Genomic DNA, 23,276 nt, shown 5'->3' on the forward strand with positions numbered 1-23,276 from the left:
GGTGCCCATGCCGCACGACGAACCGAAGTGGATCCCATCGAAAGACCCCATCGACCCCGCCCGTCCCGCCCCGGCGGAGCAGCCCCGTGAGCTGCGCCGCATCGTGGGACTGTTCCGGCCCTACCGCGGCCGGCTCGCCGTCGTCGGCCTGCTGGTCGGCGCCTCCTCGCTGGTCGGCGTCGCCTCCCCGTTCATGCTCCGGGAGATACTCGACGTCGCGATCCCGCAGGGCCGCACCGGGCTGCTCAGCCTGCTCGCGCTCGGCATGATCCTCACCGCCGTCGTCACCAGCGTCTTCGGCGTGCTCCAGACCCTGATCTCCACCACCGTCGGCCAGCGCGTCATGCACGACCTGCGCACCGCCGTCTACGGACAGCTCCAGCGGATGCCCCTGGCCTTCTTCACCCGGACCCGCACCGGAGAGGTGCAGTCCCGCATCGCCAACGACATCGGCGGCATGCAGGCCACCGTCACCTCCACCGCGACCTCGCTCGTATCGAACCTGACGGCCGTCATCGCCTCCGTGGTCGCCATGCTCGCGCTCGACTGGCGGCTCACCCTCGTCTCGCTCCTCCTGCTCCCCGTCTTCGTGTGGATCAGCCGGCGGGTCGGCCGGGAGCGCAAGAAGATCACCATGAAGCGGCAGAAGCAGATGGCCGCCATGGCCGCGACGGTCACCGAGTCGCTCTCGGTGAGCGGCATCCTGCTCGGCCGCACCATGGGCCGCTCGGAATCCCTCACCTCCGCCTTCTCCGCCGAGTCCGAGAAGCTCGTCGGTCTGGAAGTGCGCTCCAGCATGGCCGGCCGCTGGCGGATGTCCACGATCGGCATCGTCATGGCCGCGATGCCCGCCCTCATCTACTGGGCCGCCGGCATCGCCCTCCAGACGGGCGCCCCCTCGCTCTCCGTCGGCACCCTCGTCGCCTTCGTCACGCTCCAGCAGGGACTGTTCCGGCCCGCCGTGAGCCTGCTGTCGACGGGCGTGCAGATACAGACCTCACTCGCGCTGTTCGCCCGCATCTTCGAGTACCTCGACCTTCCCGTGGACATCACCGAGCGCGCGGACGCGGTGCGGCTGGACCGGGCCAAGGGCGAGGTCGCCCTGGAGGACGTGCACTTCACGTACGACGCCAAGAACGGTCCGACCCTCTCGGGAATCGACATCACCGTTCCGGCCGGCGGGTCCCTCGCCGTCGTCGGTCCGACCGGCTCAGGCAAGAGCACCCTCAGCTACCTGGTGCCCAGGCTCTACGACGTCACCGGCGGACGGGTCGCCCTCGACGGGGTCGACGTGCGCGACCTCGACTTCGACTCGCTGGCCCGCTCGATCGGCGTGGTGTCCCAGGAGACCTACCTCTTCCACGCCTCGGTCGCCGACAACCTGCGCTTCGCCAAGCCGGACGCCACCGACGAGGAGATTGCCGAGGCGGCCCGCGCGGCCCAGATCCACGACCACATCGCCTCCCTGCCCGACGGGTACGACACCCTGGTCGGCGAGCGCGGCTACCGGTTCTCCGGAGGCGAGAAGCAGCGCCTGGCCATCGCCCGCACCATCCTGCGGGACCCACCCGTGCTGATCCTCGACGAGGCCACCAGCGCCCTGGACACCCGTACCGAGCACGCCGTCCAGCGGGCCATCGACAACCTCTCCGCGGGCCGCACGACCATCACCATCGCGCACCGCCTCTCCACCGTCCGCGACGCCGACCAGATCGTGGTCCTGGACGCAGGGCGCATCGCCGAGCGCGGCACCCATGAGGAGCTGCTCAAGATGGACGGCCGGTACGCCGCCCTGGTCCGCCGGGACCGGGACGCCGCGCTCGCGCCCGAACCGCCCGAGGGCGTCCAGTTGGCTCCGGTAAATGTGTGACCGTACGACCGGTACGCGGGTCGGGTGCCGGAAATGCAATGAATCGCGGGTTAGCGTTCCCGCATGCGCCATGAGTACCGGCCGCCGAAACGCCGTTCCCGGCTGACCCGCCGGGGCCGGCTGGCGCTCTTCCTCGGCACGCTGCTCGCCCTCGGTGCGAGCGCCCTGATCCCGATGCTGCGCGGTGGCGAAGTGCCGGAGACGCCGCGCCGGCTGCTGATCCCCGAGGGCTGGCGGGCCCCGCAGGTGTATGCCGCGGTCGACCGCGAGCTGAAGCTCCCGCCGGGGTCCACGAAGGCGGCGGTGGCCACCGCCGGGCTGGCCCTGCCCGCGGAGGCCAAGGGCAATCCGGAAGGCTTCCTCTTCCCGGCGACGTACCCGGTGACCTCGAAGTCCACCCCTGGCACCCTCCTCACGCACATGGTGCGGACGGCGAACCAGAAGCTCGCCACCCAGGCCGTCGTGGACGGCGGCAAGGCCCACGGGATGACCCCGTACCAGACGGCCACCCTGGCCAGCATCATCGAGGCGGAGGCCGAGGGCCGCGCCGACATGGGCAAGGTCGCACGGGTGGTGCACAACCGGCTGGCGAAGTCGATGCCGCTCCAGATGGACTCCACCATCAACTACGCGCTGAACCGCAGCACCGTGGACACCAAGCTGAGCGACACCCGGATCGACAGCCCCTTCAACACCTACGCACGCCAGGGACTGCCGCCCACGCCGATCGACAGCCCGGGACTGCAGGCGATGGCGGCCGCGGTCGCCCCGACGCCCGGCGACTGGTTGTTCTTCGTCACCGTCAAGCCGGGGGACACCCGCTTCTCGGCGACGTACGAGGAACACAGGAAGCACGTCGCGGAGTTCAACCGGATCCGCGCGGGCGCCGGCTCCCGCACAGGTCAGGCCGGTCCCGCCGGGAAATGAGGGGCGGTCGGCCCGGCAGCGGTTCTACGATCGGCTGCCTGCCGAGCGAGTGGACCGAGGGGGCGAACCGTGAAATGGCCATGGAGAGCGGAGACGAACGCTGAAGCGAAGGCCGGTGAGAGCGCGGAAGCGATCGACGGGTCGGCCTTCGACGAGGAGTCGATCGGCCAGCGCATTGAGGCGCGCTTGGACGCGGACGCGAGGGCGGCTGCGGTCGCCGAGCGGGCAGGGCACGAGCGGATGGTCGAACGCTGGGGCAGCAGAGTGGTCGAGTGGCGCGGCTGGCTGGCCCGTTCCCCCGCCGGGGTGGACCTGCTCCACTGGTGGTACGACGAGGCCGAACTGACCGCCCTGGTCGGTGAGGAACGGTACGTGGAACGCCTGGGAGAACTGCTGTCGCTGGCATCGGCACGCGACATCGCGGCGATGGGGCTCGGCTGCAACCGGCGCGTCGACCGGGCCTGCCGCTTCGCCGAGGTCTGCAGTCAGGATCCCGTCGTACCGCCGGGCGGGAAACTCGCGAGCTATCGGCACGGGGAGATACCCGGGGCGTGCAGCGGCTTCATCGACTGCTGGTCCAAGCACGAGATCGACGTGACCTTCGCCGACGGCGACGCCCACCGGTCGGTGCTCCTGTTCCGCGACCATCCGGACAAGGCCCGGCTCTGGGTGGACGGCGTGCGCGTGGGGGAGGGCGAATGGCTGGACAAGGGCGGCTTCTGGGAGGGCGAGCGCTACTTCACCATCCAGATCGAGGGCCCGGAGGGCCATCCGGAGCAGGGCTCGGCGATATGGGCCGCCAGCTGTACAACATCGTGTCGCTCCTGATCCACGACGCGGAGCGGGGCACCACGCGCGTCCTGGTCCCGGAGGCCACCGAGAGCTGGACCGATCCCGCCCTGGAGGTGCGGGACGGGACGGGCCGGGTCTACCCGACCCGGGAGGCCCGCGCGGCCGGCGGCACCCCGGACCGGATCGTCCCCCTCGATGAGCCGGAGGCCCGGGCAGGCTGAGGGCCGCCGACGGGCTCAGGCCGCCGGGACGGGGGCGGGGGCAGGGGCAGGGGCGGGCACAGGTACGGGGACCGGGACCGGGGCGCCGGCCCGCTCGCGGGCCAGGAGCCGGCGGATCTCGCGCACCGCGGCGCCGCCCGCGCGGTTGGCGCCGACGGTCGACGCCGACGGGCCGTAGCCCACCAGGTGGATCCGTTCGTCGCGCACGGCCCGGGTTCCCTCGACCCGGATGCCCCCGCCCGGCTCGCGCAGGCGCAGCGGGGCGAGGTGGTCGACGGCCGCCCGGAATCCGGTGGCCCACAGGATGACGTCCGCGTCCACACGGCTCCCGTCGGCCCAGACGGCGCCCGTGGAGGTGAGCCGGTCGAAGACGGGCCGCCGGGCCAGCACGCCCGAGGCCAGACCGGCCCGGACGGCGTCGTTCAGCGGGAGTCCCGTCACGCTGACCACGCTCTGCGGCGGCAGTCCCCGACGCACCCGCTCGTCCACCAGGGCCACCGCCGCCCGGCCCTCGGCCTCGCCGAAGCCGCCGTCGCGGAAGACCGGGGGGCGCCGGGTCACCCAGGTGGTCCCCGCCGCCACCTCGGCGATCTCCAGCAGGTGCTGCACGGCCGAGGTGCCGCCGCCGACGACGATCACCCGCGCCCCCGCGAACTCCTGCGGCCCCGGATAGTTCGCGGTGTGCAGCTGGCGGCCGCGGAAGGTCTCCTGACCCGGGTAGCGCGGCCAGAACGGCCGGTCCCAGGTCCCGGTGGCGTTGACCAGGGCCCGGGCCGACCAGATGCCGGCAGAGGTCTCCACGCGCAGCCGCCCCGCGTCCCCCTCGCGTACGGCGGACACGTCCACGGGCCGGCGTACGCGCAGGTCGAAGCGGTCCTCGTAGGCGGCGAAGTACTCCCCTATGACCTGCGACGACGGCCGCAGCGGGTCGGCGTCCGTCAGCTCCATGCCGGGCAGGGCGTGCATGCCATGGACCTTGCCGTAGGTGAGCGAGGGCCAGCGGAACTGCCAGGCCCCGCCCGGGCGGGGTGCGTGGTCGAGGACCACGTGGTCGAGCCCCGCCCGCGTCAGGTGGTACGCGCTGGACAGACCGGCCTGCCCGGCGCCGATGACCACCACGTCCACGTCCACCGGCCCGTCCACGTCCACCGGCCCGTCCGCGCCCCGCATCATGTCGTTCACGGTTCTACCAACTTGCGGCGGGCGTCGGATCTTCCCGGGCTACGGCGCCAGCGGGCCGCGCGAGGCCAGCTCCGGGGTCACCCCCTCGCCGAACCGGTACGCCTCCTCCAGGTGCGGGTAGCCCGACAGCACGAAGTTCTCGATCCCGAGCGCGCGGTACTCCTCGATCCGGTCCGCCGCGCCCCGGGCCTCCTTCGCCGAGTCGCGCGAGAGGGTGTGTAGCCAGGAGCAGCGGGCCCGCGGTCCGGCGGATCCAGCGGGGTACGGGACGGCGCCGCGCGGAGTCGCCACGACGGCCACGAGCTCAGGGGTGTGCGGGCACGCCGGGGAAGAGCGCGGAGCGCTCGTGACGGATCAGGAGAGGGGCGTCAGCAGCCGCGGCGACACGCGGCGCAGGCCACCCGCAGCAGGTCGATGTGACCGTGCGTGGTGAGCATGGCTGAACGCAACGTGCGGCGAAACCGAGTCACCTGGCTCGGGCGGGGTCAACGGTGTCTCGCCCACTGGACCCGCCGTCTCGAAATCAGGGTTCAGTCCGGCGAGGCCGGATGCGTCCCCGGTGGCTCAACGGGCCTTCGCGCCGTCCGTGCCGATCCCGGTGTCGGTGTCGGTGCTGGTTCCGCTGTCGGTACGGCGCAGCGTCGCCAGGACCGGACCGGTCGGCTGTAGGGTGAGCCCGGGGAAGACCCCGGCCCGTTCGCTCCCGCTGTCCAGGTGGAACCGCTGCGCCAGCACGGCGAGTACGAGCGCGGCCTCCACCAGGGCGAACCGCGCACCCAGGCAGGCCCGCGGGCCGCCACCGAAGGGGAACCAGGCGTGTTCGGGCACCGAATGCGGGGCGTCGGCGTCCCAGCGCTCGGGGCGGAAGGCCTCCGGGTCCGGGAACCACCGTGCGTCGCGGTGCACCGACCAGGGGCTGGTCCATACCGAGGTCCCGGCCGGCACCGTGCGCCCGCCGAGCGTCGCCCCCTCCGTGGCCACCGCCGAGATCAGCCAGATCGGCGGATAGATGCGCAGGGCCTCCTTGACCACCTGCCGGGTCCAGGGCAGCCGCGCGTAGTCGTCGTAGGTCGGTAGCCTTCCGCCGAGCACCCGGTCCAGCTCCTCCGTCAGCCGGGCCCGCGCCGACGGCGCCCCCGACAACAGCTGCCAGGCCCAGGTCAGGGTGGTCGAGGTGGTCTCGTGGCCGCCGATGTAGAGGGTGATCGACTCGTCGCGCAGCTCCTTGCGGGAAAGCGGGTCCCCGGTGTCGTCGCGGGCCGCGAGCAGTCGGCTCAGCAGGTCGTCGCGTTCCGCGCCGGCGCCCGACGCGGCCTCGTGCTCCCGTATGACGTGCTCGATCTCCCGGTCGAGCACCGCCACGGCCTCCCGCATCCGGCGTCGCCCGGGAGTGCGGACCCAGGGCGGCAGGAACAGCGTCAGCCCGCGGAACTCCGCCCCCAGTTCCCGCTGCGCCGTGGCCATGGCCGCGCTGATGGGTGCTTCCCGGCCGGCGGCGTCGCTCCCGAACAGCGTGCGCACCGCGATCCGCTGGGTGAGCCCGGCCATCTCCCGGTGCACGTCGATCCGTTGGCCCGCGCGCCAGCCGCCCGCCAGGGCGTCCGTGCACTCCACCATCGTGGCGGCGTACGAACGCACCTGGCGCGGCCGGACGGCGGGCTGGACCAGCGCCCGTTTGCGCCGCCAGTCGTCCCCGGTGGCGACGACCACCCCGTTGCCCAGCAACTGGCGGAAGGCCCAGCCCAGTTCCGTCGGCCGGAAGGTGGACTCGACGGCCCCGAGCAGTTCGCCGGCGTGCTCGGGCCGGGAGACCAGGATGTTGCGCTGCGGGCCGAGCGCCCAGGGCACCCAGTCCCCGTAGCCGTCGCGCAGGGACTCGAAGAAGGCCAGGGGATCGCGGGCGAAGGCGGGGAGGTTGCCGAGCAGCGGCCATCGGCGCGGTCCGCCGCTCCGGGGGCCCGGGGTCAGGGTCGCGGTCACGCAGGCATGGTGACAGCCGCCCCCGCAGGCCGCCAGAGAACGGACGGGGGTCTCCTCGGCGGGGTGTCGCCCGGCATCGTTGACGAATAGTCTGCGCGCAGATAATCTACGGATAGACGATTTAGGGAGGCCACCCATGTGGGAGTACGAGCACGGCATCGAGACCGCCGCCACCGCCGAGGCGATCTGGCGGCTCTGGGCGGACGTGGAGAACTGGGGCGCCTGGAACGCCGGGGTCCAGAAGATCGAGATCGACGGTCCCTTCTCGGTCGGTACGCAGATCACGATGACGCCGCCCGGGGAAGACCCGATCCCGCTGCGCATCGCCGAGGCGGTCGAAGGCGAACGGTTCGTCGACGAGGTGCGCTTCGGCGACCTGCTGCTGCGGACCGTCCACCGGATCGACCCGGTCGGCCAGGACCGGGTCCGGGTCGTGTACCGGATGGAGATCACCGGCAACGGCGCCGACGAGGTCGGCCCGCAGATCGGCCCGGGCATCACCGCCGACTGGCCCGAGACGATGGCCTCGCTGGCCGAGCTGGCGCTTCGCTGATGCCCCTCAGCCCCGGCGAGAGCCCCGGCTTCCTGCTGTGGCACGCCACTCTGCGCTGGCAGCGCGACATCGCCACGGCCCTGGCTCCGCTCGACCTCACCCACGTGCAGTTCGTGCTGCTCGCCTGCACCTGGTGGCTCAACACCCAGGGCGAGCACCCCAATCAGCTGGCCGTCGCCCGCCAGGCCGGGACCGACGTCAAGATGACCTCCCAGGTCCTGCGCGCCCTGGAGCGCAAAGGGCTCGTCGAGCGCGAGGTCGACCCCGCCGACGCCCGGGCCAAACGGCTGCGCGTCACCGACGCCGGCGCCGAACTGGCCCCACGGGCGATCGCGGCCGTCGAGCAGGCCGACGCGCAGTTCTTCCGGCCCGTGGCCGTCGGCGACGCGGTGGCCCTGCTCGGCCGCCTGGCCCGTCCCGAAACCGGGAATCCGCCCGCCGGGCCCGAGTGACACCACGGGCGAGCGGATCCGGAGGGGTTACGCGGTCCGGAGTGCGGCCAGCCAGTCGTACGCCGCGTCCGCGCTGAACTCCGGTTGGCCGCCCGGGAAGAGGAGCCCGGCGGAAGCGAAGGCCGGGTCCCCCGCGATGTCCGGGGTGTACGGGACCGCCACGCAGGCCATGCCCGCGGCGTGCGCGGCCCGCGCCCCGGGCGCCGCGTCCTCGACGACCACGCAGTCGGCGGGCTCGGCGCCCAGCCGGCGGGCCGCCTCCAGGAACACGTCCGGAGCGGGCTTGCCGTGCGCCACCTCCTCGGCGGAGACCACCGTCGTCAGCAGCGCGTCCAGCCCGGTGCCCGACAGCACCGCGTCGATCGCGGCGAGCGAGGAACCGGAGGCCACCGCCATCGCCGCACCGTCGGCGTGCAGTCGCTCGACGAGCCCCCGCATCTGCGGGAAGACCTCGGTCCGGGTGCGGGCCAGCTCCAGGTAGGCGGCGTTCTGCTCGGCGAGCAGCTGCTCGACCGGTGCCGGGATCCCGTACCGCTCCCGCAGGATCTCCAGGGTTTCCAGCGTGCCGATGCCGATGAAGCGGGAGTGCTGTTCCCACGTGAAATCGGGGACCCCGTGCCGCTCCAGGGTGCGGCGCCCGGACTCGTAGTAGTTCGGCTCGCTGTCCACGAGGGTGCCGTCGAGATCGAATATGACGGAGATCATCCGTTGGGCCCGTCCTGCCGCTCGTGTCCTGTCCCGCCATCCTGTCAGGCGTCCTGTCGGGCATCCTGTCAGGTTTTGTTGGCATTTCTGCCCACGGATTCGACCAGCGGCAGCAGCCGGTGCGGCACCCGCTCGCGCAGCGCCACTTCCGTGCGGGTGCGGACCACGCCCGGGAGCTGGATCAGCCGCTGGATCACGTCCTCCAAGTGCCCGTTGTCCCGGGCCGCCACGCGGGTCAGCAGGTCCCCGCCGCCGGTGATCGAGAAGGCCTCGATGATCTCGGGCACGGCGGCCAGCGCGTCACCCACGTCGTCCAGATGGCCCTGGGTGACCTCGATGTGCACGAAGGCCAGCACGGGATGGCCCAGGGCGGCCGGGGAGAGCACCGGCCCGGTTCCGGTGATCACGCCCGTGCGCTCCAGCCGGTCCAGCCGCGCCTGTAGGGTGCCGCGCGCCACGCCCAGGATCCGGGCGTACTCGCGGACACTGGTGCGCGGCTGCTCGATCAGCAGGCGCAGGATTCTGGTGTCGAGCTCGTCCACCGCCACGCCCCGACTGTACCAATGGCCCCGTTCACCCCGGTCGTTCCCGGCCAGGGGCCCGGTCCGTGTGCAGCCCGGGCTGGTTCAGGTAGAGCAGGCCCACGACCAACACCGTCGCGGCGGCCGGCAGCAGCAGCCAGCCCACGGTCCAACCGGCCCGCAGCAGCAGTGCCCCGAGGAACCCGCCGGCGAACATCGCCAGGACGGAGAGGCCGCGCAGCCTCCAGCCGGCCGTTCCGAACCCGTAGGTGTTCTCCCGCCCCATGGACGAAGCACCCAGGAAGGCGGTCATGGACCGGGTGACCAGCGTCGTCGGTACGCCCGGCACGTTCGCCCGCATGATCGTGGTGTTGCGCAACCCCATCGCCAGGGCCAGCACCGCCGTCGTCGCCAGATGCCGCGGCGCCGGGGATCCGTACTGCGGCGCCAGCCCCCAGCCGATGCCCGCGGCGGCCAGGATCAGCCCCGCCTCGGCGATCAGGCCGATGACGAACCAGCGCCTCCCGCGGACCTCGGTCACGGACTCCAGATGCGACCCGCAGACCACCCCGACGACGAACGCGGCCAGGGAGACCCCCGGAGCGAGCGTCTCCAGCCTCCCCGCCCCGGCCGCGCCGAAGGCCAGGAACAGCACGTTGCCCGTTTGCATCGCCGTGAAGGCCGGCCCCAGCGCCAGTAGGCTCGCCGCCTCCACCATCCCGGTCACCCAGGTCAGTACGATCATCAGCGCGGGCATGCGCGGCGGGAGCAGCGGTGAACCGGCCGTCCGCCCGGCCTCCCGGGTCTCGTCCATCACGCCCGACAGTGACACGCCCACCCGGGTGCTCCGGCACCGACATGCCGGAGCGCATAGGGTCCCGAGGATGAGTGACCTGTTGCTGGTGAGGCACGGCGAGACCGCCTGGAGCGCGAACGGGCGCCACACCGGGCGCACTGACCTTCCACTGACCGCACGAGGGGTCGAGGAGGCCATCTCACTGGCCCCCTTCTTCCGCGACCGGCAGCCGGCCCTGGTGCTGACCAGCCCGCTGCGCCGGGCCGTCGCCACCGCCGAGCTCGCCGGGCTCACCGGCGGCGAACCCGACCCCGACCTGTACGAATGGGACTACGGCGGCTACGAGGGGATCACCACCGCGGAGATCCAGCAGACCACGCCGGACTGGTCCCTGTGGACCCACGGCGTGCTGCCCGGCGACGGCGACCATCCGGGGGAGAGCGCCGCCCAGGTGGGTGCCCGCGCCGACCGGGCCCTGGCCCGCGTCGCCCCCGTCCTCCGCGCGGACGGCGGCGACGTGGTGCTCGTCGCCCACGGCCACTTCCTGCGCGTCCTCACCGCCCGCTACCTGCGCCTGGAGCCCGAGCACGGCCGGCTGTTCCTGCTGCGCACCGGCACCGTCAGCGTGCTCTCCACGGAGCACGGCCTCCCGGTGATCGCGGGCTGGAACACCCGCCCCTGACCGACGCCCTGACCGAGGCCCGGCCCGGGGTCCGACCGGCACCGCCTCGCCTCGCGCGGCGGTGCCGACTGCGTGACCATTCGTACATGGGTCACGACTCGTACATGGACGACGGCGATGCGGGCGCCGGACCGGAGGGCAAGGACGCGAGGCTCAAGGCCAACGCGATCGGATTCCTCGACGCGCTCGTCATCGGCCTGAACTCCACCTCGCCCGCCTACTCCCTGGCCGCCGTCCTCGGGCCGATCGTCGCGCTGGTCGGGATCTACGCACCGGGCGTGATGCTGGCCTCCTTCGTCCCGATGCTGCTCATCGCCGCCGCCTTCTACTACCTCAACAAGGTGGACCAGGACTGCGGGACGACCTTCTCGTGGGTCACCCGGGCCATGGGCCCGTGGGCCGGCTGGCTCGGTGGCTGGGCCATCGCCATGACCGGCGTCCTCGTCATCGGCTCACTGGCCGACGTCGCCGTGAACTTCGGCCTGCTCGCCTTCGGACTCGACAGCTGGGCCGCCAACGCCTGGATCCGACAGGGCCTCACCGTCGTGGTGATCCTCGCCATGACCGGCATCTGCGTCATCGGCACCGAGCTCTCGGCCCACCTCCAGGACATCCTCATCCTCGCCCAGGTCTTCTTCCTGCTGGCCTTCGCCGTGGTCGCCATCTACCGCGTCTACGCCGACACCAGCACCCTCGAATCGATCGAGCCCTCCCTCAGCTGGCTCAACCCCTTCGGTGCAGGTGGCGCCGCGCTCACGGGCGGGCTGCTGCTCGGCGTGTTCATGTACTGGGGCTGGGAGTCCGCGGTCAACCTCACCGAGGAGGTGGAGAACTCGGCCACGGCACCCGGCAAGGCGGGCCTGTGGTCGACCGTGATCCTCCTGGTCACCTACCTGTCCGTGGGCTTCGCGGTCGTCGCCTACGCGGGCACTGTCTACCTCGCCGAGAACGCGGGCGAGGAGGAGGCCATCTTCGCGGTCCTCGCCCACGAGGTCATGGGCGGCTGGGACTGGGTGGTGCTCCTCGCCGTCTGCACCTCGGCGCTCGCCTCCACCCAGACCACGATCATCCCCGCCTCCCGCACCGCCCTGTCCATGGCCCGCCGGCACGCGCTGCCGCACGGGCTCGCCCACATCCACCCGCGGTTCCGCACCCCGGACGTGAGCACGTGGTGGGTGGCCGGCATCGCCATCGGCTGGTACCTGATCGTCAACCAGATCAGCGAGAACGCGCTCCTCGACTCGCTCACCGCGCTCTCCCTGCTCATCGCCTTCTACTACGCGCTCACCGGTCTGGCCTGCGCCATCTACTACCGCCGCCACCTGTTCGAGAACCCGCACAACTTCTTCCTGATCGGCCTCGGCCCGGTGGTCGGAGCCGGCCTGCTGACCTGGCTGCTGGTGGAGTCGATCGGCGACATGTCCAACCCGGAGAACTCCGCCAGCGGGGTCTCCTGGTTCGGGCTCGGTCCGCCCCTGGTCATCGGCATCGGCATCGCGCTCGTGGGCGTGGCCGTCATGTGCTTCTGGCGGGTCCAGGACGGCAGGTTCTGGCAGGAGCGCCGCGGCGTCGTCGACCCGGAACTCGTCCACGCAGGGAAGCACCAGTCCTAGGAGTCCCCGATGTCCGTAGTCCTCGGATACGACGAATCTCCTGGCGCGGAACGGGCCCTGCAGGTGGCGCTGGAGGTGGCCACCGCCTTCGGCGAGCCCCTCGTCCTCGTCTACGGTGCGGCCGCCCCGGGCCCCACCGGCGAGGAGTCCCGCGCGCACCGCGAAGCCGTCCGCCAGGCGGGCCGCAGCGCGCTCGCGCACGCCGTCGAGGCGGCCGACGCGGCCGGGGTGCCCTCCACGGTCGAGGTGGCCGACGAGAAGCCCGCGCAGGCCCTGCTGGAGTCCGCCGAGCGGCACCGGGCCCGCGTCATCATCGTCGGCAGCTGGGGCGACAGCCCGATGCGCGGAGCGCTGCTCGGCTCCACCCCGCACAAGCTTCTGCACCTGTCGCCGATCCCGGTGCTGTGCGTACCGACCGGGCCGGAGGGTGCCTGAACGGCCGTGGTGCGACCGGGGCGGGCACCCTCCGGAACCGGCCCGCCCGTCAGGGCCCGGAGAGGGCGCTCTCGGCCTCGGCCTGCGCGGGGGCCCGGCGGCCCGCCTCCTTCCCGGCGCGCAACCGGGTCAGGGCCGGGCTGGTGATCGCCGTCGTCACCAGGGCCATTAGCACCAGCATGGTGAACAGCTGCGACCCGATGACGCCGAGTTCCAGACCGACGTTGAGCACCACCAGCTCGGTCAGCCCCCGGCAGTTCATCAGGGCCCCGATCGACAGGGCCTCCCGCCACGATCTTCCACAGGCGCGCGCCGCACCCGCCGCGCCGCCCCACTTGCCGAGGAAGGCGACGAAGAGGATCGCGGCCGTCCACAGCCACAGTTCGGGCGAGGCCGTCAGGCCCCCGATGTCCGTGCGCAGTCCCGTGTGCACGAAGAACAGGGGCAGCAGCACGGGCACCGTGAACGCGCGCAGCCGGGCCGCCGAAGCCTCGATGCGCTGCCCGGTGCGCGGGGTGACCACCCCGAACAGGAACGCCCCGAACAGCGCGTGCACGCCGATCAGGTCGGTGGCCAGCGCGGACAGGCTCAGCCCGCTGAAGAGCGCCACCAGCACCGCCGCGTCGCCGGCCCGGTCGGCGCGGGCCGACCAGCGGGCCAGCAGCGGTTTCACCGCGTACAGCATGACCAGCGCGAAGGCCACGGCGAGGCCGGCCGTGGTGGCCGCCTCCATCGGGGACCCGGCCGTGGAGAGGGCCACCACCAGGGCCAGCAGGCACCATGCGACGACGTCGTCCACGGCCGCGCAGGCCATGGCGAGCGCCCCGAGCGGAGTCCCGTACAGGCCCCGGTCGATGAGGATCCGGGCGAGGACCGGGAACGCGGTGATGGCCATGGCCACGGCCATGAACAGGGTGAACGGCATGCGGCCCACCCCCTCGGGTGCGAACCCGCCGTACATCGCGACCGCCAGGAGCGCGCCCAGCCCCAGCGGCAGCAGCATGCCCGCCTGGCTCACCGCCACCGCGACCCGGGTGTGACCGCGCAGGCTCTTCAGGTCCAGCTCCAGCCCGACCAGGAACATGAAGGCGAGCAGCCCGAGCTGTCCGAGCACCGAGGTGTACGGCAGCACGGACGCCGGGAAGAGCGCGTGCTGGGCCTGCGGCCAGAGCCAGCCCAGCAACGAGGGCCCCAGCAGGATGCCGGTGGCGATCTCGCCCACCACGGGGGGCTGGCCGATCCGGCGGCAGACGGCGGCCCCCGCCTGGCTGGCCAGGATCACCACCGGAACGGCGACCAGCAGGGCGGGCAGCGGGTCAACGGATGACACGGGTACCTCCATCGGGTGTGGCGGGGCGCAGGGCCGTGGGCAGGTCGCGGTGCGCCGCCGGCTGCGGGGCGGCGGCCGCCGCGGACCAAGGGGCGTACCGGCGCAGCCCGTAGAGCAGGGGTTCCGGGTCGTCCCGTACGGTCACGCGGCGGACCTCGGCGAAGACGGCCGTGTGGTCCCCGAAGCCGACGGTTCTGACCACGGCGCAGTCCGCGACCGCGTGCGCGTCCGCGGTCAGGTGCGGTCCGCCCGCGCCCAGCGGCAGCCGCCACTCGACGTGGTCGAAACGGTCGGGCGCCCCGGAGGCGAACAGGTCCGAGGTACTGCGGGCCCGCTCGTGCAGCAGGTTGAGGGCGAAGTGGCCCTCGGCGAGCAGCACCGCCAGGGTCGGGCTCGCCGCCCGTACGCACACCACGAGGGTCGCCGGCTCGAGGGCCACGCTCGCGAGGGAGGTGCAGGTCAGGCCGTGCGGCACGGATTCGCCGTCCAGAGTGGTGACGACGGACACGCCGGTGGGGAAGGCTGCCATGAAGGGACGGAGGTCCGCCGGCTGGACCCCGGCCGACTCGTCCGGTGCGGCGGGATGGGGCACGGAGCGGTGGGGCATGTCTGACTCCTGAGGTGGCTGAAGCAACTGCGGCCCGGCAGCCGGCGGGAGAGCCGTACTGCCGGGCCGTGGGAGCGGTGGGCCTTACGCGCCGTGCAGCTGGCGCAGGTAGTCGTAGGCACTGGGCAGCGTCTCCAGCAGGTTCTGCTGCTGGCGCTTGACCGCGTCGAAGAGGGGTTCGGCAGCGGCCACCGAGTCCGGCCGGTGCGCCAGGGAGGGCAGCGGGGCGTCCGGCTCCAGGCCGAGGCCCGCGAAGATGCAGTAGTAGCTGCCGTTGGTCCAGAAGTTGCGGAACTCGGCCTCGAAGTTGCCGTAGTACGTCGACTCGTCGGTGATCGGCGAGTTGATGGGCAGGCCCGCCTTGTAGGCGGAGATCTTCTGCTGGATGTTGTCCGGGAGGACCAGCTTCTTGTTGGCCTGCCAGAACGGCGTGTCGTTGCGCGGGGCGTAGAAGAAGTGTGCCTGGATGAAGTCGCGGGTGTCGTCGAACATCACCTCGATCTCGTGGTTGAAGCTGTTGATCAGGCCGTCGTTGAAGGTCTTGTCCGGGAAGTGCTTGGCCAGCTGGTAGATCGCGGCGGTGATGAAGTAGATGCCGGTCGACTCCAGCGGCTCCAGGAAGCAGGAGGACAGGCCGATGCTGACGACGTTCTTCACCCACGCGCGGCGGTTGCGGCCGACGCGGAAGCGGATGTGGTTGAACTTCGTCTCCTCCACGTCCAGGCCCCACATGTCCGCGAACTCGCGGGTGGCGGTGTCCTGGTCGGCGAACTTGCTGGAGTACACGTAGCCGGTGCCGAAGCGTCCCAGCATGGGGATCTTCCAGGCCCAGCCGGACGACATGGCGATCGCCGAGGTGTACGGCTCCACACCGTTCGCCTCGTCGTCGTGCGGGACGGCGGTCGCGACCGCGCTGTCGCACAGCAGGTGGTCGCTCATGTCGATGAAGGGCTCCTGCATCGCCTGGTTGATCAGCAGGCCGCGGAAGCCCGAGCAGTCCACGAACAGGTCCGCGTCCAGGGCCAGTCCACCCTTGGTGTGCAGCGCGGTCACGTAGCCGCGCTCGTCCTGTTCGACCCGCACCATCTCGTCCTGTACGTGGTTCACGCCCTGCTTCTCGGTGCTGAACCGGCGCAGGTAGTCGGCCACCAGCTGGGCGTCGAAGTGCCAGGCGTACCGGGTGGCCGGCCGGCCGTCGAGCCAGCGCGGGGCCTTCATCGCGTCCATCACCGGGGGCTCGCGGAAGCAGGCGTAGTCGAACGGCTCGGTGGTGCGGCCCTCGTACTTGCGCTTGAACCAGTAGTGCGACAACGGGGTCTGGTCGTAGTCGGGGAGCAGTCCGAACGGGTGGTAGAAGTGGTCCGGACCGCCGCCCGGCAGCTCGCGGGCCGCCGACTCGCCCTGCCCGTCGGTCCGCCAGTTGACGAAGCGAACCGCCATCTTGAAGCTCGCGTTGCACTCCCGCATCCACTCGTCCTCGGCGATGCCCAGGTAGTCGAAGAAGGAACGCTGGAGGTTGGGCACGGTGGCCTCGCCGACGCCGATGCGCGGGATCGTCGGCGCTTCGAGCACGGTGATGTCGACCGTTCCCTGCAGCGCCTTTCCGAGGTATGCGGCGGTCATCCAGCCGGCCGTGCCGCCGCCCAGGATGACGACCTTCTGAAGCCGTGTGTCGCTGCTGGTCATGAAACAGCCCTCATTTCGGATTCGGCGGTTCGGGTGGTCGTGCTCATCAGTGTCGAAAAACGCCCTATTACCGCCCTACAGCGATCGGATCCAGCCGTTGTAGGGCCGTTGTAGACCCCCCGGACACACTCCTCGCAGGCAGAGCGGCAGGCTGAAAACCACCGGGAGGACGCGATGACCACCGCAGCGGACGGGACAGCGGGGCCGGCGGTACGGGTCCGCTTCCTGGGTGACTTCGAGCTGACCGTCAACGGAGCCCCCGTCCAGCGCTGGCGGGCCGGCAAGGCCCGTGGCCTGTTCCAGTACCTCGTGGTCCACCGCGGCCAAATGCTCACCCGCGACCGGCTCTACGCGTCCCTGTGGCCCGGCGCCGACGCCGCGGCGGGCAGCTCCTTGAAGGTCGCCGCCCACGCACTGCGCCGGGTGCTCGACGCCCACCCCGACCGCCCCGGCGACTCGGGGATCCGGCTGGACTACCGGGACTTCGGCTACGTCCTGCACATCACCGGGCTGTGGTCCGACCTCGACCGCTTCCAGGAACTGGTGCACACCGGGCTGCGCGCCGCCGCGGCCGGCGACGCCCCGCTCGCCCGCACCCGGCTGCGGGCGGCGATCGACCTCTACGGCGGCGAGTTCCTGCGCGGCGAGAGCGCCGACTGGGTCGTCGAACAGCGCGAGTACCTCAGGGCGCTCGCGCTACGGGCCCTGGGCGTGCTGCGCGCCGACGCCGAAGCCCGCGAGGACTTCGTGGAACTGATCGAGACCTGCAAGCGCACGCTGGAGATCGACCGCCATCACGAGGAGACCTACCGCGCGCTGATGGCCGCACACGGCCGGCGCGGTGAACTCGCCTGCGTCCGGCGCTGGTACGAACTGTGCGCCCGCCGGATGCGCGACGAGTTGGGCGTGGCACCCGGCCACGAGACCCAGCGGCTGCTCGCCACCCTGATCCCGGCCGTGGCACGCGCCTTCGCCGCCTCCGCCCCCGTCTCCGCCGTGACCGGCGCCCCGCCCGCCACGGTCCGCGCGCTGCGTCCGGCCGCCCGCCGCACCGGGACCCCCGCCTGGAGCCCGGACGCCCGTACGACCGTCCCGGCCCGCCCCGTGCGGCGGGCCAGGCCCGACAACCGGGCCGCGGCCGCCCTGGCCCGCGCGGCCGACCAGGCGACCGCGTGACACCGACCCAGCTGTTCAGCGAGCCCGTGATCCCGTGACCGAGTGAGGACCCCACCGTGACCGTGCTGACCGTGCCGACCGAGCCACAGGACTCCAGACCCGCCGGGGCCGAGCCCGACGCGGCCCCCCTACCGCCCCGTTACACCGACCAGTGGATCGGCGGCGCCTGGGTCGCCTCCGACGCCGACGGCCGCCTGGTCGTCACCGACCCCGCCACCGAGCGCGCCCTGGCCACCGTGCCCGCGGGCACCGCCCGGGACGCCGACCTGGCGGCGCGCGCCGCGGCGGCCGCCTTCCCGCGCTGGGCCGCCACCCCGGTGCGCGAACGCACGGCGCTGCTGCGCCGGGTCGTCGAGGCCATGGAGGTCCGGGCCGACCGCTTCGCCGAGACCATCACCGCCGAGGTCGGGGCGCCCGCCCGGATGGCCCGCCAGACCCATGTCGGGCTCTCCCTCGGCATGGCGGCGCACTGCGTCGAGACGGCCGCCTCCTACGCCTTCGAGGAGCGCGTCGGCCATTCGCTCGTCGTGCGCGAAGCCGCCGGAGTGGCCGCCTGCATCACCCCGTGGAACACCCCGCTGCTGCTCACCGTGCAGAAGGTCCTCCCCGCGCTCGCGGCCGGCTGCACGGTCGTGCACAAGCCGAGCGAGATCACCCCGCTGCACGCCCGGCTGCTCGCCGAGGCGATCGCCGAGGCCGACCTGCCGCCGGGCGTCTTCAACATGGTCGTCGGCACCGGCGCCGCCGTCGGAACCGCCCTCGTCACCCACCCGCTGATCGACGTGGTCTCCCTGACCGGCTCCACCCGGGCCGGCCGCGAGGTCTCCGCCCTCGGCGCCGACACCGTCAAGCGCGTCCACCTCGAACTCGGCGGGAAGAACGCGAGCCTCGTCCTCGACGACGCCGACCTGGCCGCGTCCGTGGCCGCCACCGTCGACCAGATGCTCTTCAACACCGGCCAGACCTGCCTGCAGTGGAGCCGGTTGCTGGTACCGAGGGACCGCCAGGACGAGGCCGTACGGCTCGCCGGAGAGGCCATGGCCGGGTACGTGACCGGAGACCCGCGCGACCCCGCCACCGACCTCGGCCCCCTGGTCTCCGCCGCCGCGCACGCCCGCGTCACCGGCTACGTCCGCCGCGGAGTCGAGGAGGGCGCCGGCCGGCTGGTCCGCGGCGGCCCCGACCGGCCCGCCGGCCTGGACACCGGCTACTACGTCCAGCCGACGATCTTCGCCGACGTGGACCCGCTGAGCACGATCGGCCAGGAGGAGATCTTCGGGCCGGTGCTCTCGGTCATCCCCTACGACGACGAGGACCAAGCGGTCCGGATCGTCAACGGAACCCGCTACGGGTTGCACGGCGCGGTCTGGTCCGGCGACGGCGCCCGCGCCGAACGGGTGGCCCGCCGCTTCCGCTCCGGCCTGGTCGACGTGAACGGCGGCCAGTTCAACCCGGCGGCCCCGTTCGGCGGGTTCAAGCAGTCCGGGATCGGGCGCGAATGCGGCGCCGCCGGACTGGAGGCCTTCCTGGAGACCAAGTCGATGCAGCTCCCGCAGGGCACGGGAGGCCAGGTGGTCGGCCCGCGCCTGCGGGCCACCGCGGCCGCCCGCCCGACGGACACCGAGAGGAACGACGGATGACCGACCGGCACGCCGCGTCCGCCGGGGCCACCGCCCCGGGCGTACCGGCCGACGACGCACCGCCCCGCGCGGCACGGGCCGAACCGGGCCCCGCCGGACCGGCCGACGGCGCGCTCCCGCCGCTGTTCGCCCGCCTGGAGCGGTGGACCCGCGAACAGCCGAACGAGACCGCCGTCAAGGCCTTCGACGGCACCCTCACCCATGCGGCGCTCACCGCCCGCACCGCCCGGTACGCCACCGCGCTCGCCGGGGCCGGAGTCGGCCCGGAGACCTCCGTCGGACTGCTGCTCGGCCGGTCCCGGGAGAGCGTGCCCGCCCTGCTCGCCGTCTGGAGCCTCGGCGCGACCGCCGTCCCCCTGGACCCCGCGCATCCCGTCGAGCGCCTCGGCCGCGTCCTGCACGACGCCGGGGCCGCCGTCCTGGTCGCCCCCGAGGTTCCCACGGGCCTGGCGGCCGACGGGACCACCCTGCTGGCCCCCGCGGACGTCCGCCGCAGCGCCCCCGGCGCGCTCGCGGTGTCCGTACCCGCCCCCGACAGCTGCTCGTACCTCGTCTACACCTCCGGAACCACCGGCCGCCCCAAGGGGGTCGAGGTCACCTACCGGGGCCTGGACACCTTCGTGGAGGCCCTCGGCGGCCTCGGCCTGCCCCCCGGCGGGCTCGGCCTCAACGCCGTCTCGCCCGCCTTCGACGGCTGGCTCTGGTGCACCCTGCTCTACCTGACGCACGGCCAGGGGGTCGCCCTGACCGACCTCTCCCTGGACGGGCTGCGCCAGGCCGCCGCCGAGGGCCGCGAGCCCCTGCCCGCCGGTCTGCGCACCGTCTCCCTCACCCCGTCGCTGCTCGCCGCCCACGGAGCCGGGATCGACACCGCCGAGGTGGTCGTGGTCGCCGGAGAGGCCTGCCCGGCCGCGCTGGCGGAGCGGTTCGCCCGCGGCCGGCGGCTGCTCAACGTGTACGGGCCGACGGAGGTGACCATCGCCGCGACCTGGGCCGACAGCCGACGAGGGGACGACGTGACCACCATCGGACGACCGCTGCCCGGCTACCGCGCGTACGTCCTGGACGGGGAGCTCCGCCCGGTGCCCGCCGGCACCGAGGGCGAGCTCTACCTCGGCGGCCCCGCCGTCGCGCGCGGCTACCGGGGCCGTCCCGGACTCACCGCGAGCCGCTTCCTGCCCGATCCCTTCCAGGGCGGCGGCACGCGCATGTACCGCACCGGAGACGTGGTCGTCCGCCGGCCGAGCGGCGAACTGGAGTACCGGGGCCGCCGCGACGACCAGGTGAAGATCCGCGGCCACCGCATCGAACTGGGCGAGGTGGAGCGGATCGCCGCCGAACTCCCCGAGGTAGTCGCCGCCGCCTGCTGCCCGCTCGCCTCGGGACAGACCCTCGGCCTCGCCGTGGTCGCGGCCCCCGGCGCCGACCCGGCGGGCCTCGCCGACCTGGTCGTGGAACGCTGCCGCAAGCAGCTGCCCGCGGCCGCGGTGCCCCACACCGTACGGGTGGTCGACCGGATCCCGACCCTCAGCACCGGAAAGGCCGACCGCGAGGCGCTGGCCAAGGCCCTGGCGGCGCCGGAACGGACGCCCGACGCACCGGTGGTGGCCCCGGGCGCCGGCCCGACCACGAGCGAGCGCATCGTGATGGCCGTCTGGGCCGACGTGCTCGCCACCGAGGTCCCCGGCCCCGACGCGGACTTCTTCGAGCTGGGCGGCCACTCGCTGGCCGCCGCCCGCGCGGTGTCGGAACTGCGCCGCGTCACCGGGCTGCGCATCGGCCTCGGCGCGCTGCTGGCCGAGCCGACGGCCCGGCACTTCGCCGCCGAACTCGACCGGCTCTCCGCCGAGCGCGAGGCGACCGCCGCCGACCCGGCCGACGACACCGCCGAAGGGTCCTGAGCCATGGGCGCCTGGATCTCCACCTGGACGACCGACCCCGCCGACCGGGCCCTGCCCGTGCTGCTGTGCCTGCCGCCCGCCGGGGCCGGCTGCCAGCAGTTCCGCTCCTGGCAGCCCGAGCTGGCGGGCATCGCCCAGGTGTACGGAGTACAGCTGCCGGGCCGGGAGAACCGCTGGCGGGACCCGATGCCGGACACCTTCGACGAGGCCGTCCTGGCCATCGCCGCGGAACTGCGGGACGTCCTCGCCACCGGTCGACCGCTGATCGTCTTCGGCCACAGCTTCGGCGGCCTCCTCGGCTACGAGGTCTCCCGCCGGGTCGCCCCGCGGGCCCTGGTGGTCAGCGGCTGCCGGGCCCCCGGCCACTGGGACGGCGCCGGCCGCGGCATCGTCGACGACGGCGAGGAGCTGGACAAGCTCTTCGACACGGCCGGCCTCGACCCCGAACTGCTCGACGAGGACACCCGTGCCCTGATGGTCGCGATGCTCCGCAAGGACGCCCAACTGTCCTTGAGCTACGTCCACGAGCCGGGCGTCCGGCTCGGCGTGCCCGTCCACGCCTGGGGGGCCGACGGCGACGAGACCGTCACCTCCGCCGACCTGGACGGCTGGGCGGCGGTCACCACCGCCGCCTTCACCCGGCACACCACCACGGGCGGCCACCACGCCGTACTGCGCCGCCCGCGGCCCGTACTGGACCACCTGACCGCCCTGCTGCGGGCCGCGGGTGCCGATCGGCCGGCTCCCGCCCCCACCACGACCGGCGCCTGAGCGCCCGACCGTCCACTTCCGCCCGAGTCCGGAGGACACCGTGCCCACCACCCACCAGGTCCTCGTGAACCACGAGGGGCAGTACGCGCTGTACCCCGCAACCCGCGAGACCCCCGACGGCTGGACGCCGGCCGGGTTCGACGGCACCGAGGACGAATGCGCCGGCTTCGTGGACGCCCAATGGCCCGACACCCGCCCGCTCAGCCTGCGAGGAGCCTGAGATGGAGATCGACCTGCTCGACCCGGGCCCCTTCGAGCGCAACGACTTCTGGCCCGCCTTCACCTGGCTGCGCGCCCACTCGCCCGTCCACTGGCACCCCGAGCCCGGCAGTGACGACGGCGGCTTCTGGGTGCTGAGCCGGCACCGCGACATCAGAGAGGTCTACGCCGACAGCGACACCTTCAGTTCGGCGCGCGGGATGCGCCTGGGCAGTGACCCGGCGGCCGTCGCCGCCGTCGCCCAGCGCATGCTCATCGTCTCCGACGTCCCCCACCACACCCGGCTCAAGCGGGCCCTCCACCAGGCCTTCGGACCGCAGCAGATGCCGCGCCTGGAGGCGATGGTCGAGAACGTGGTCGGCGAGCTGGTGACCGAGGCAGCCGAACGCGACGAGCTGGACTTCATCGACCTCGCCAAGCAGCTGCCCAACCGGGTCGTCTGCGCCATGATGGGCATCCCGCGCGCCGACTGGGCCTGGATCGGGGCCCTGACCACCGATGCCTTCGACTCCCCGGACGACGAGGTGCGCACCAACGCGCACTCGGAGATCTTCCTCTACTTCATCGAGCTGCTCGCCGAGCGCCGGGCCCGCCCCGGCGACGACCTGGTCAGCCAGATCGCCCACGACACCCTCGTGGACGAGGGCGACGGCGTCGAACGGCCGCTCAGCGACCACGAGATCGTCTTCAACCTCAACGGGGTCCTCTCCGGGGCGAACGAGACCACCCGCTACTCGGCGGCCGGCGCGGTCCACATGTTCGCCGAACACCCCGACCAGTGGCGGCTGCTGCGCGGCCTCGGACCCGACGGCATCGCCCCGGCCGTCGAGGAGGTCCTGCGCTGGACCACCCCCGGGGTGCACGCCCTGCGCACCGCCGTCCGCGACACCGAGATCAACGGGATCCCGGTGGCCGAGGGCGCCCGGGTGACGCTGTGGAACGTCTCGGCCAACCGTGACGAGGACGTCTTCGCCGACCCGCACGCCTTCCGGGTCGACCGCAGCCCCAACCGGCACGTCGCCTTCGGGCACGGCCGTCACCTGTGCCTCGGCGCCCGGCTCGCCCGCTTCGAACTCGGCGCCCTGCTCACCGAGATGCTCGGCGTGCTGGACGGCTTCGAACTGGCCGGACCCGTCACCTTCAACTCCTCCAACTTCACCTGGGGGATCAACAGTCTCCCCGTGCGGCTGCTGCGCAGCCGAGCCTTCGCGAAGTAA

The 23,276-nt window shown here is 72.9% G+C and carries 23 protein-coding genes and 1 pseudogene; 15 read left to right on the forward strand and 9 right to left on the reverse strand.

Annotated elements, in window-relative coordinates; genetic code table 11:
• Positions 1–7: 7 nt before the first annotated feature.
• The 4 genes from OG386_RS37015 to OG386_RS37030 all read left to right on the forward strand — a co-directional run bounded on the left by OG386_RS37015 (position 8) and on the right by OG386_RS37030 (position 3,810).
• Entirely contained in the window at positions 8–1,870 is a 1,863-nt protein-coding gene (locus OG386_RS37015) for an ABC transporter ATP-binding protein (RefSeq protein WP_327386922.1), read from the forward strand.
• A gap of 63 nt (positions 1,871–1,933) precedes the next feature.
• The gene (gene mltG, locus OG386_RS37020; RefSeq protein ID WP_328791728.1) at positions 1,934–2,797 is read left to right on the forward strand and encodes an endolytic transglycosylase MltG; all 864 of its coding nucleotides are present in this window, start codon (positions 1,934–1,936) and stop codon (positions 2,795–2,797) included.
• 69 nt (positions 2,798–2,866) lie between these two features.
• Entirely contained in the window at positions 2,867–3,625 is a 759-nt protein-coding gene (locus tag OG386_RS37025; protein ID WP_328791729.1) for a hypothetical protein, read from the forward strand.
• Positions 3,589–3,810: a hypothetical protein gene (locus OG386_RS37030; RefSeq protein ID WP_328791730.1), complete on the forward strand. Its 222-nt coding sequence runs from the start codon at positions 3,589–3,591 to the stop codon at positions 3,808–3,810. The genes OG386_RS37025 and OG386_RS37030 overlap by 37 nt, the downstream gene beginning before the upstream one ends.
• Before the next feature lie 15 nt (positions 3,811–3,825).
• Here OG386_RS37030 and OG386_RS37035 read toward each other — a convergent pair whose 3' ends face one another.
• The 3 genes and pseudogenes from OG386_RS37035 to OG386_RS37045 all read right to left on the reverse strand — a co-directional run bounded on the left by OG386_RS37035 (position 3,826) and on the right by OG386_RS37045 (position 6,972).
• Complete coding sequence (locus OG386_RS37035; RefSeq protein WP_328793493.1) at positions 3,826–4,983, reverse strand: FAD-dependent oxidoreductase; 1,158 nt, start codon at positions 4,981–4,983, stop codon at positions 3,826–3,828.
• 48 nt (positions 4,984–5,031) lie between these two features.
• A pseudogene (locus tag OG386_RS37040) lies at positions 5,032–5,169 on the reverse strand (alkanesulfonate monooxygenase); the annotation flags it as partial.
• A gap of 387 nt (positions 5,170–5,556) precedes the next feature.
• Positions 5,557–6,972: a cytochrome P450 gene (locus tag OG386_RS37045; RefSeq protein WP_328791731.1), complete on the reverse strand. Its 1,416-nt coding sequence runs from the start codon at positions 6,970–6,972 to the stop codon at positions 5,557–5,559.
• 136 nt (positions 6,973–7,108) lie between these two features.
• On the opposite strand from OG386_RS37045, the gene OG386_RS37050 reads away from it, so the two are divergent.
• Together OG386_RS37050 and OG386_RS37055 are read left to right on the forward strand one after the other, a co-directional pair.
• On the forward strand, positions 7,109–7,525 hold the full coding sequence (locus OG386_RS37050) for an SRPBCC family protein (RefSeq protein ID WP_328791732.1): 417 nt from the start codon (positions 7,109–7,111) through the stop codon (positions 7,523–7,525).
• On the forward strand, positions 7,525–7,977 hold the full coding sequence (locus OG386_RS37055) for a MarR family winged helix-turn-helix transcriptional regulator (RefSeq protein ID WP_328791733.1): 453 nt from the start codon (positions 7,525–7,527) through the stop codon (positions 7,975–7,977). The genes OG386_RS37050 and OG386_RS37055 overlap by 1 nt, the downstream gene beginning before the upstream one ends.
• Before the next feature lie 27 nt (positions 7,978–8,004).
• On the opposite strand, the gene OG386_RS37060 is transcribed toward OG386_RS37055, so the two are convergent.
• From OG386_RS37060 to OG386_RS37070, 3 genes are all read right to left on the reverse strand, one after another.
• The gene (locus OG386_RS37060) at positions 8,005–8,682 is read right to left on the reverse strand and encodes an HAD family hydrolase (RefSeq protein ID WP_328791734.1); all 678 of its coding nucleotides are present in this window, start codon (positions 8,680–8,682) and stop codon (positions 8,005–8,007) included.
• 68 nt (positions 8,683–8,750) lie between these two features.
• Entirely contained in the window at positions 8,751–9,230 is a 480-nt protein-coding gene (locus OG386_RS37065) for an Lrp/AsnC family transcriptional regulator (RefSeq protein WP_266599738.1), read from the reverse strand.
• A gap of 25 nt (positions 9,231–9,255) precedes the next feature.
• The gene (locus tag OG386_RS37070) at positions 9,256–10,017 is read right to left on the reverse strand and encodes a YoaK family protein (RefSeq protein WP_328791735.1); all 762 of its coding nucleotides are present in this window, start codon (positions 10,015–10,017) and stop codon (positions 9,256–9,258) included.
• A gap of 70 nt (positions 10,018–10,087) precedes the next feature.
• Between OG386_RS37070 and OG386_RS37075 the strand changes: the two genes are divergently transcribed.
• From OG386_RS37075 to OG386_RS37085, 3 genes are all read left to right on the forward strand, one after another.
• Entirely contained in the window at positions 10,088–10,681 is a 594-nt protein-coding gene (locus tag OG386_RS37075; RefSeq protein WP_328791736.1) for a histidine phosphatase family protein, read from the forward strand.
• Positions 10,682–10,767: 86 nt separating this feature from the next.
• Complete coding sequence (locus OG386_RS37080) at positions 10,768–12,294, forward strand: APC family permease (protein WP_388616790.1); 1,527 nt, start codon at positions 10,768–10,770, stop codon at positions 12,292–12,294.
• 9 nt (positions 12,295–12,303) lie between these two features.
• On the forward strand, positions 12,304–12,729 hold the full coding sequence (locus OG386_RS37085) for a universal stress protein (protein WP_266599744.1): 426 nt from the start codon (positions 12,304–12,306) through the stop codon (positions 12,727–12,729).
• Between the two features lie 49 nt (positions 12,730–12,778).
• On the opposite strand, the gene OG386_RS37090 is transcribed toward OG386_RS37085, so the two are convergent.
• From OG386_RS37090 to OG386_RS37100, 3 genes are all read right to left on the reverse strand, one after another.
• Complete coding sequence (locus OG386_RS37090) at positions 12,779–14,059, reverse strand: cation:proton antiporter domain-containing protein (RefSeq protein WP_328791737.1); 1,281 nt, start codon at positions 14,057–14,059, stop codon at positions 12,779–12,781.
• Positions 14,046–14,666, reverse strand: a complete 621-nt coding sequence (locus OG386_RS37095; RefSeq protein WP_328791738.1) for a flavin reductase family protein — start codon at positions 14,664–14,666, stop codon at positions 14,046–14,048. The genes OG386_RS37090 and OG386_RS37095 overlap by 14 nt, the downstream gene beginning before the upstream one ends.
• An 84-nt stretch (positions 14,667–14,750) precedes the next feature.
• Positions 14,751–16,352 carry a tryptophan halogenase family protein gene (locus OG386_RS37100; protein ID WP_328791739.1) on the reverse strand — a complete coding sequence of 534 codons (1,602 nt, stop codon included), beginning with the start codon at positions 16,350–16,352 and terminating at the stop codon, positions 14,751–14,753.
• A gap of 174 nt (positions 16,353–16,526) precedes the next feature.
• Between OG386_RS37100 and OG386_RS37105 the strand changes: the two genes are divergently transcribed.
• From OG386_RS37105 to OG386_RS37130, 6 genes are all read left to right on the forward strand, one after another.
• Positions 16,527–17,528 carry an AfsR/SARP family transcriptional regulator gene (locus OG386_RS37105; protein WP_328791740.1) on the forward strand — a complete coding sequence of 334 codons (1,002 nt, stop codon included), beginning with the start codon at positions 16,527–16,529 and terminating at the stop codon, positions 17,526–17,528.
• Positions 17,529–17,683: 155 nt separating this feature from the next.
• The gene (locus tag OG386_RS37110) at positions 17,684–19,168 is read left to right on the forward strand and encodes an aldehyde dehydrogenase family protein (protein ID WP_328793494.1); all 1,485 of its coding nucleotides are present in this window, start codon (positions 17,684–17,686) and stop codon (positions 19,166–19,168) included.
• Positions 19,165–21,069 carry a non-ribosomal peptide synthetase gene (locus OG386_RS37115; protein WP_328791741.1) on the forward strand — a complete coding sequence of 635 codons (1,905 nt, stop codon included), beginning with the start codon at positions 19,165–19,167 and terminating at the stop codon, positions 21,067–21,069. The genes OG386_RS37110 and OG386_RS37115 overlap by 4 nt, the downstream gene beginning before the upstream one ends.
• A gap of 3 nt (positions 21,070–21,072) precedes the next feature.
• A complete protein-coding gene (locus tag OG386_RS37120) occupies positions 21,073–21,840 on the forward strand; it encodes a thioesterase II family protein (protein ID WP_328791742.1) in 768 nt (255 codons plus the stop codon).
• Positions 21,797–22,060 (forward strand): MbtH family protein, encoded by a 264-nt coding sequence (locus OG386_RS37125; protein ID WP_328791743.1) that lies wholly within the window; start codon positions 21,797–21,799, stop codon positions 22,058–22,060. Before OG386_RS37120 ends, OG386_RS37125 begins: the two co-directional genes overlap by 44 nt.
• A 1-nt stretch (position 22,061) precedes the next feature.
• A complete protein-coding gene (locus tag OG386_RS37130) occupies positions 22,062–23,276 on the forward strand; it encodes a cytochrome P450 (RefSeq protein WP_328791744.1) in 1,215 nt (404 codons plus the stop codon).

Origin of the sequence: Streptomyces sp. NBC_00273, assembly GCF_036178145.1 — a bacterium.
Classification (GTDB): domain Bacteria; phylum Actinomycetota; class Actinomycetes; order Streptomycetales; family Streptomycetaceae; genus Streptomyces.

Excerpts from the sequence above, each read along its gene's own strand:
- OG386_RS37015 (WP_327386922.1), top strand. The coding sequence starts at position 8 with ATGCCGCACGACGAACCGAAGTGGATCCCATCGAAAGACCCCATCGAC.
- mltG (WP_328791728.1), top strand. The coding sequence starts at position 1,934 with ATGCGCCATGAGTACCGGCCGCCGAAACGCCGTTCCCGGCTGACCCGC.
- OG386_RS37030 (WP_328791730.1), top strand. The coding sequence starts at position 3,589 with ATGGGCCGCCAGCTGTACAACATCGTGTCGCTCCTGATCCACGACGCG.
- OG386_RS37035 (WP_328793493.1), bottom strand. The coding sequence starts at position 4,983 with ATGATGCGGGGCGCGGACGGGCCGGTGGACGTGGACGGGCCGGTGGAC.
- OG386_RS37050 (WP_328791732.1), top strand. The coding sequence starts at position 7,109 with ATGTGGGAGTACGAGCACGGCATCGAGACCGCCGCCACCGCCGAGGCG.
- OG386_RS37055 (WP_328791733.1), top strand. The coding sequence starts at position 7,525 with ATGCCCCTCAGCCCCGGCGAGAGCCCCGGCTTCCTGCTGTGGCACGCC.
- OG386_RS37060 (WP_328791734.1), bottom strand. The coding sequence starts at position 8,682 with ATGATCTCCGTCATATTCGATCTCGACGGCACCCTCGTGGACAGCGAG.
- OG386_RS37070 (WP_328791735.1), bottom strand. The coding sequence starts at position 10,017 with ATGGACGAGACCCGGGAGGCCGGGCGGACGGCCGGTTCACCGCTGCTC.
- OG386_RS37075 (WP_328791736.1), top strand. The coding sequence starts at position 10,088 with ATGAGTGACCTGTTGCTGGTGAGGCACGGCGAGACCGCCTGGAGCGCG.
- OG386_RS37080 (WP_388616790.1), top strand. The coding sequence starts at position 10,768 with ATGGGTCACGACTCGTACATGGACGACGGCGATGCGGGCGCCGGACCG.
- OG386_RS37085 (WP_266599744.1), top strand. The coding sequence starts at position 12,304 with ATGTCCGTAGTCCTCGGATACGACGAATCTCCTGGCGCGGAACGGGCC.
- OG386_RS37095 (WP_328791738.1), bottom strand. The coding sequence starts at position 14,666 with ATGCCCCACCGCTCCGTGCCCCATCCCGCCGCACCGGACGAGTCGGCC.
- OG386_RS37100 (WP_328791739.1), bottom strand. The coding sequence starts at position 16,352 with ATGACCAGCAGCGACACACGGCTTCAGAAGGTCGTCATCCTGGGCGGC.
- OG386_RS37105 (WP_328791740.1), top strand. The coding sequence starts at position 16,527 with ATGACCACCGCAGCGGACGGGACAGCGGGGCCGGCGGTACGGGTCCGC.
- OG386_RS37115 (WP_328791741.1), top strand. The coding sequence starts at position 19,165 with ATGACCGACCGGCACGCCGCGTCCGCCGGGGCCACCGCCCCGGGCGTA.
- OG386_RS37120 (WP_328791742.1), top strand. The coding sequence starts at position 21,073 with ATGGGCGCCTGGATCTCCACCTGGACGACCGACCCCGCCGACCGGGCC.
- OG386_RS37130 (WP_328791744.1), top strand. The coding sequence starts at position 22,062 with ATGGAGATCGACCTGCTCGACCCGGGCCCCTTCGAGCGCAACGACTTC.